Raw genomic sequence first — 851 nt, forward strand, 5'->3', positions numbered from 1 at the left:
GGGGGCTTCTGGTCAAGATAGTGTGCGATGGCTGTGCTGTCGTATTGAAAATCTTTGCCGTTTTCAGTAAAGAAAGGAACGGCAGGGTACTCATCTAAGTCGGCATCCATTTCAGGATAGCGGCTTATCTGCTTATGCTGTTTTTGATACTCAAGGCGTAATAAGGTCTGAGTATTTTCAAGATAGCTTCCATGCGCGGGTAAGCGGCGATAAGGGATGCCACAGTACTCCAGGTAAGCTTGCATCTTTAATACGAAGGGCGAAAGCTCGACGCCCCAAATAATTGCAGAACTGATTTGTATTTTATTCTTATTTTTCATTTAGGGCTCAACCTATAAAACAGCATTACATCAAATGAGCCTGAAAGAAACGCGATAGGTCTTGTATCTCGCTTAGACAAACTTCGTGTTCCATCGGGTAGTTTAGATATTGCACTGTGTGGCCTCGCGCTTCAAGAATCGCCGCCGCTTTTTTACCTTGCCTTTCCACGACCATTGGGTCATGAGTGCCGTGGCAGATTAATACTGGCAGCTGGCTATTCGCGGGCGCGGTATCAAAGCTATCTTCTTGTGGAAAATAGGTCGACAAGCCTGCCAGTGCTGCAAGGGGGCTGGGGTAAGTTAAGGCTGCATGGTAGGCCACGGCTCCACCCTGCGAAAAGCCCATTACAATGATTCGTTCGCTCTTGATGCCTCGCTCGATTTCCCTATCGATCAGCGTTTGGATATTCTTCACCGAACTTTGCAATTGTTCGTGGTTTATCACGCGCTCTTCAGTCAGTTCAAGAATGTCATACCAGGCGGGCATGATATAGCCAGCATTAACCGTGATGGGGATTTCCGAGGCATTTG

2 protein-coding genes are annotated in these 851 nt (G+C 47.4%); both read right to left on the bottom strand.

Going from position 1 to position 851, the window contains the following annotated elements:
- A partial coding sequence (locus tag A3735_RS05190; RefSeq protein ID WP_156499419.1) for a glutathione S-transferase N-terminal domain-containing protein occupies nucleotides 1–320 on the bottom strand: 320 nt, incomplete at its 3' end.
- 25 nt (nucleotides 321–345) lie between these two features.
- Nucleotides 346–851: alpha/beta hydrolase (locus tag A3735_RS05195; RefSeq protein ID WP_068637695.1), on the bottom strand; the 506-nt coding region annotated here is incomplete at its 5' end.

The organism is Oleiphilus sp. HI0061, from assembly GCF_001635675.1.